The following is a 6,132-nucleotide window of genomic DNA, read 5'->3' on the forward strand; positions in this document are numbered from 1 at the left end:
CTGGGCTTCGCATAAGAGATTTTATGTTAAATAGGTTCGATTAAGCAGATCGTCTTCTAATTTTGAACATTGCTCATCATCAATGACTCCGGTAATACTTTGTAGCCACAACCCATCTGCTGCTAAACGAAGTAACTCTAAATCAGGATGACTATCCGTTTCTGCATGTTGAGATAATCTATTTTTTAGCCATTCCATCCAAATTTTATTAAAGGTAGGCTCTGTGATCATAGTCATTGATAACGCTGACCAAGCAGAAACCACCCCATCTATTTGATGGATAAAAGAACTATGAATATAAGCTCGTGTGAATTTACCATATTCTGTTGGATCGCGTTTAATCAAGTATTCAACTGTTTGATCTAAATCAAGAATTATTTGATTGAACATTTCTTCTATCAAATTTTTTTTATTCGGGAAATGGTGAAATACCCCCCCTTTTGTTATACCTACTGCTGTAGCAATATTTTGAATAGAAACACCAGAAATACCCTTTTGAGAAACAAGAATAGTTGCCTGTTCAAGGATGCGCTTTCGAATAACCTCTGGTTGCTTCTTTTGTTGCCGAATTTCTTTCACTTAATGACCTGCTGATTGCGAAAATAAATTAATAATTATTACGCCAGATACGATAAAACCAATTCCAATTAAAGCAGGATTATCTAGTGTCTGTTTAAAAACAAAGTAGCCAACTACAGCAGTTAGAACAATCCCAACACCAGCCCATATAGCGTATGCGATACCTAAAGGGATTGTTTTAATAACTTGTGATAATAAATAAAATGCCGTGCTAAAAAAAATAAAGACCATCACGCTTGGAAAAAGTTTTGTAAACCCTTCCGATTTAACTAAAAAACTACTTCCAATCACTTCGGAAACTATTGCAAATCCAAGTAATACATAAGCGAGTAACACACTGTTCATAAGTAATCATACCTAAAATACCAATCGGAAGGTATGTTAAATTTTCAAAAAAAAATTATCAATAATTATTTTAGATTTTCTAAAATTAACATAATACACCTTATACGAAATGCTGTATAATTATCCTTATAATTCAACGCTGTAGTTTCTAGTTGATAGCCCATCTTCCCCAAGGTGGGCTTTTTTTATGACTTTTCACGTTCCACGCCTATTATTTCATCAATGTTCCACACTTTTGATTAGCTCAATTGAATAATCAGGATGCCTGGTCTTTTTCTTTTTGGCATTCATCCAGCTCTTTCTTCAGTGCCTTTTTATCCTGGTACGATGCAATCAGCATGATCGGGATCAGCAGCGGAGCCACAATAATTCCCAGGGCAATGTCTTTCAGTTTCGGCATGATCTTTCACCCTTATTGCTCAGTCATTATCAAAGACGGCATTCAGCACACGGCCAAATAAACCACGTTTTTTGTGTTGTGGCACTGCCACACTTTGCAACGTGGCATGCTGTAGCGTTTGGGTGTGGTATGCCGTAGTTTCTTGCTGTGGCACTGCTACATTTTCTGCAATATTTAATTCATTATTCTTTTTATTATCAGTGTCTTGTTGTGTTGTCGCATACTGTGGCATCTTGGTGTCGCATGCCGTAGCATCTTGGTGTGGTGCTGCTGTGGCAGGTGCAACACTTTTCAGCTCAATGAGTGTTTGCATACGGTCAATTTGTTGCATTAACCGTTCTTCACGTTCTTGGTATCTTTTGACTTCATTTTCTAAATGGGCAATAAGTTTTTTTGTAGATTCATCACCTTCTTGCTTAGATGATTCAATTTTTTGAGATGTTTGCTCAGGTTCTCCAAAGCATCGTATGACCTCTGCTAGATCGAATTGTCCATCACTGGAGCGTGATAAACGTCCATTACGTACAGCTCTGTAAATGGTTGATCTATCCACATGAAATTTTTTAGATACTTCACTTAGTGATAACTTAGCCATTTACGGTGTCCTTTTTATTTGATGGCATGTATCCCACTTTTTTTAGATATGGGGATAGTTCTTTGATTTTTTCAGGGTCTTGTAGCATCTCAGCAATACGAACAGCAAATTGAGGATAGCTTTCTGTTCCTTGTGAATAGCGACCCATTTCAGGGAGTTCTGAAAGTTTATTTGCAAACATATGCCGTTGAGCATCGGTCATCTTTGAAGAAAGTTTCAAAGTATTCGGATCTCTTTCTATTGATGTGCTGTCCTTCTTTTTCTGTTTAAAGTTAAAAGAAAATCCTGAAATTGATCGACCTCTTTTGTGTTGTTCATACTTCACTGTGATATCTGTATGTTCGTTAATTTGTTTAATAGCGAGCTCAAGTACACTAGTTTTAAAGCGTTCCATACGCTTGTACTCAGTATCGAGTACGCCAATTCTTTGACGGAAATCACTTAGCTCTATAATTGGAGTAGAGCCCGTACTTCTCCAAGCAATTAATAACTCATATAAACGAACAGCATAAGCACTACTGAGATTACTAACTTGCTGCAATTCATATTTAGTAAAATGCTCTTCTAAGCGGGTAATTAATGGAACTATGGCAGGGGCAAAAATAAGCTTAACCACTGCTTCATTATCTACATATCCAATTTCACTAACCCAACGGGATCTATAGTTCTCAATATTCCCTCTTTCATTTATTTTTTGATAGCTGAATTGTCTTGCAAACAAATCATTACAGGCATCTTTTAATGCCTGATAAGCGGTATTGCGATGTACGCCAAATTGATTGATATAGCTTTCTGCATGGACAGTTAAGGGATCATTAGCATTAATCCCTTTCCCACTTTCTCTTGCCTCAACAATAGCTAATAAAATTAAACGTTGTTCTACTAAATCTAAGTTATAACTTGCATTAATTAAAGCATTGTCTTTTACAACTAATTCTCTCATGAAGCACCAGTATTATTTATTATGCTATGACACCTTAATTAATTTTAGTGCTATAAGCAAGGTAAACGGTGTCATATTGCAAGGTAAACGGTGTCATATTGCAAGGTAAACGGTGTCATATTGCAAGGTAAACGGTGTCATATGAAGTCTAGGAGCCTTCATTTACAAGGTTTTTAGCTTACCTAAAAGCATTTAAAAACTTTAAAATAATTAAAAGCCCAAGGAAGGAAAAATTGCCCTTGGTTTTCGCTTCGCTCAAACTCTATTGAACTTCGCTTCGCTCAAACTCTATTGAACTTCGCTTTCGCTCAGTTCGTTGGGGCAATTTTTTGGTTAATACTTGCGTGACTTTAAGAAAAAGCAAAAGCAACTCGGAATTCGCTTCGCTCATAAAACTTTTTTACTCGCTACGCTCGATCCAAGAGCAAATTTCTGCATGAAACTTACGCTTTCTTAGGCTAAAGAAGACAAAAAAATGTTTTTCAGAGGGTCTAGGCGCAAATTTTGATAGTTCGCTCGTAGACACTCGCTCTATGCATCTATCTAAAGTCAAAATACCTCTTTATTTCGCTCTCATTTGCGTTTTTTGAGCTGTTTTGTGTTTTTCACTATGAGATCTATGTTTTCTAGGTAAAGGCTCTTAAATCGCATTTGAACGCGTTCTATGAAGCTTTTCATAATTAAAGTTTTGGGTTGAAATTTTTAACCTGGATGAATGGACAAAAAATTGATTTTTTACGTTTTTTTAAACAAGGAAATAAATACTTTTTTCCATGCAAAACCAAGCACCGGCCCTACGTCACTTTAGCCAATTTTCCAACCCAAGATCCGGCACATGCCGGGATTTTTTTGTCACACACCACGCATCTAACGATGACACCCCTCAAAGCCTTACAGTATAAGGGTTTTAGTAATTTTTTAGTGCTCCAGAAACGTGTACAGAAAAATGGTCTTTTTTTAGAATAAGTGATTGAATTATCTATTTTTTATGCTGTGCTCATGGTTGTACATCAAAACAACACTTTTTTTATATAAGATATTGATAAATTTAAGAAAAAATATGTACTCATGATTGTACATAAAAAAAGCATTATATTTAAATAAGTTTTTGTTTTAAAATAAATTAATTCTGTACAAATAGGTTTGTACGTAATCTACTTATTATTTTTTATTTAATTAGTTGAATTATATATATTTAATTTTGTACAAAATCTAATTTTAATAAGAGGTGTAATTTATGGGCGAAAAAGTCAAAACTTATGCAGTCAGGTTAGATCCACAAGTAGCAGAATTCTACGATCAATTGGCTAATTCAGAAGGAATCAGAACCAGTAAATTATTCAGTAAAATTTTGACCAATGATTTTCAATCTATTGCTGTTAAACAGCAAGCCGATCGTATTGAGGATCTTGTGAATCGATTAGAAAAGCGAATAGATGATTTTGAGGAAGATAATAATTTTTCTGAAAAATACTATGAAGATTTTAGTAGTACTTACATGATGCTTTTATGGCTGTTAATGAAAAATGGTGCTTCTAAAGATGAAATTAGAAGTATGCAAGCTAAGGCCGCTAATTATGCGGAACAAAACTTTTCTAAGGAATCTTAATTTTGGACAATATTATTCAAATTTCAAAACCATGTACGCTTTGTGGAAATGGACAGAATGTACAGCTTTTTGCAGACTTAATGCTTTGTAGAAGTTGTCAGGAAAATATTAAGCTCACTAATCCAGGCATGTTTGCGGCCAATGATGAGATTGAACAAAAAGCCTAGGATTAACCTGGTGTTATTCCTAAGTAGAAATGTCCTACCTAATAACCAAATAGAAATGTCCTATATGGACAATTCCAAGTCAAGCACAGGATTTAGATTTCGTTCTTTGATTGCTATTTTCTGTGCACGTCTGCTTGGCATCTTTTGAGAACGATTGCGTTTGTTTTGTTGTTCCAGTTCTTCATGCTGTTGTTGGATATGATTCAGAACAGCACCCAACCGTTTATTCTCAACAATCTCTCGCTGATTCAGCTGACTTAATTTATCGAAGAGGCTGTAATTGATCTTTCGGCCATCATGCATGAGGGCTACAGTACCATCCGGGTATTCCAGGAACTCAAGATACTTACCGATCAACCTTTGATTTTCTTCGGTGTTTTCCAGGAGATATACGCATTTATCATAAGTAATCGTCAGGCTATTCGTGACTCTGCGGGGTTCACGCCAAGTAAAAATATCATCTAATTCTTCGGCTGTTTCAGTGATAGGCCGATGTAGATCCTTAGGATTAAAAGCCATCTTGGCGAACTTCTGATTGAACTGCTCAATGAAGCAGGGTAGCCAGGCATTAGCTTGCTCAATCGAGCTGATACCTTCCAGACGCATCTCCTTGATCAGACGGTCCTGAAGGGTTCTGTTGGCACGTTCCACACGGCCTTTGGCCTGTGGTGAATTGGCGAAGATGATATCGATATTCAGGGTACTGAGTACGCGTCCAAACTGGGTAATCTTGGTGTCTTTCTTGCTGCTTTGATTCACCCTGAAGACTGAATGTTTGTCGCTGTAAAATGCCAACGGCTTACCATGCTGCTCAACATACAAGCGTGTTGAAATCATATAATCAAAGGCTGATTCTGATTCACAGAAGCGTAAATGCTGCAATTTTCCTGTAGCATCATCGATAAACACCAGCAGACAGCATTTAGCAGCGCGTCCTTCAAACCAGTCATGATATGAGCCATCAATTTGGATCAGTTCACCAAAGCAATCCCGGTTGTAACGAGGCTGATACGGGCGTTTCAGGCGCTTGGATCGAGGAATCCATAAGTCAGCTGCAATCATCCAGGAACGCAGGGTTTCTACTGAAAGATCGAATCCATGTACGGTGGTGAGCTTTTCATGCGCTAAAGTGGGTCCGAAACCATGGAGTTGGTCAGAAACAATATTGAGGCACTTGAGTCTGAGTTCTTCAGGAAGTTTGGAATTGCTGATTTGGCCACGACCGGCATGGGCTAATGCAGCGGGACCTTGAGCTTTGTATTTCTGCAGTAAGCGTCTGATCTGACGTTCTGAAATATGAAGTAGCTGAGCAGCCTGGGATTGAGTTATGCGTTGATCACAGATTTCTTGCAAGACCGACAATCGTTTAAGTTCTTTATCCGACATAGACACCAACATATCAAACCGTCCGCTAACGAAATTGCAAAAGTGCATATTCTAAAAGCGGACATTTTTACTTTGGAGAAACCGGACATTTCTATTTTGGAGTTACAC

General features: G+C 37.2%; 8 protein-coding genes. 2 read left to right on the forward strand and 6 right to left on the reverse strand.

Annotated elements, in window-relative coordinates; translation table 11 throughout:
- Positions 1 to 21: 21 nt before the first annotated feature.
- The 5 genes from CDG55_RS00100 to repM form a co-directional block, all read right to left on the reverse strand.
- A complete protein-coding gene (locus tag CDG55_RS00100) occupies positions 22 to 579 on the reverse strand; it encodes a TetR/AcrR family transcriptional regulator (RefSeq protein WP_005146114.1) in 558 nt (185 codons plus the stop codon).
- A complete protein-coding gene (locus CDG55_RS00105; RefSeq protein WP_005146112.1) occupies positions 580 to 924 on the reverse strand; it encodes an SMR family transporter in 345 nt (114 codons plus the stop codon).
- A 256-nt stretch (positions 925 to 1,180) separates the two neighbouring features.
- Positions 1,181 to 1,324, reverse strand: a complete 144-nt coding sequence (locus CDG55_RS15295; RefSeq protein WP_001125246.1) for a hypothetical protein — start codon at positions 1,322 to 1,324, stop codon at positions 1,181 to 1,183.
- A 19-nt stretch (positions 1,325 to 1,343) separates the two neighbouring features.
- Positions 1,344 to 1,919 (reverse strand): plasmid replication DNA-binding protein, encoded by a 576-nt coding sequence (locus CDG55_RS00110; protein ID WP_057979930.1) that lies wholly within the window; start codon positions 1,917 to 1,919, stop codon positions 1,344 to 1,346.
- Positions 1,912 to 2,862 (reverse strand): replication initiation protein RepM, encoded by a 951-nt coding sequence (repM, locus tag CDG55_RS00115; RefSeq protein WP_001208779.1) that lies wholly within the window; start codon positions 2,860 to 2,862, stop codon positions 1,912 to 1,914. The genes CDG55_RS00110 and repM overlap by 8 nt, the downstream gene beginning before the upstream one ends.
- Before the next feature lie 1,237 nt (positions 2,863 to 4,099).
- Here repM and CDG55_RS00125 point away from each other — a divergent pair.
- Positions 4,100 to 4,471 (forward strand): hypothetical protein, encoded by a 372-nt coding sequence (locus CDG55_RS00125; protein WP_005174618.1) that lies wholly within the window; start codon positions 4,100 to 4,102, stop codon positions 4,469 to 4,471.
- Between the two features lie 2 nt (positions 4,472 to 4,473).
- Complete coding sequence (locus CDG55_RS15185; RefSeq protein WP_162216716.1) at positions 4,474 to 4,638, forward strand: hypothetical protein; 165 nt, start codon at positions 4,474 to 4,476, stop codon at positions 4,636 to 4,638.
- Between the two features lie 60 nt (positions 4,639 to 4,698).
- Here the strand turns inward: CDG55_RS15185 and CDG55_RS00135 are convergent, their stop codons facing one another.
- Positions 4,699 to 6,024, reverse strand: a complete 1,326-nt coding sequence (locus tag CDG55_RS00135) for an ISNCY family transposase (RefSeq protein WP_001280601.1) — start codon at positions 6,022 to 6,024, stop codon at positions 4,699 to 4,701.
- Between the last annotated feature and the right edge of the window lie 108 nt (positions 6,025 to 6,132).

This window comes from Acinetobacter sp. WCHA45 (genome assembly GCF_002165255.2).
Lineage (GTDB): Bacteria > Pseudomonadota > Gammaproteobacteria > Pseudomonadales > Moraxellaceae > Acinetobacter.

Excerpts from the sequence above, each read along its gene's own strand:
- CDG55_RS15295 (WP_001125246.1), bottom strand. The coding sequence starts at position 1,324 with ATGCCGAAACTGAAAGACATTGCCCTGGGAATTATTGTGGCTCCGCTG.
- CDG55_RS00110 (WP_057979930.1), bottom strand. The coding sequence starts at position 1,919 with ATGGCTAAGTTATCACTAAGTGAAGTATCTAAAAAATTTCATGTGGAT.
- CDG55_RS00135 (WP_001280601.1), bottom strand. The coding sequence starts at position 6,024 with ATGTCGGATAAAGAACTTAAACGATTGTCGGTCTTGCAAGAAATCTGT.
- repM (WP_001208779.1), bottom strand. The coding sequence starts at position 2,862 with ATGAGAGAATTAGTTGTAAAAGACAATGCTTTAATTAATGCAAGTTAT.
- CDG55_RS00125 (WP_005174618.1), top strand. The coding sequence starts at position 4,100 with ATGGGCGAAAAAGTCAAAACTTATGCAGTCAGGTTAGATCCACAAGTA.
- CDG55_RS00105 (WP_005146112.1), bottom strand. The coding sequence starts at position 924 with ATGAACAGTGTGTTACTCGCTTATGTATTACTTGGATTTGCAATAGTT.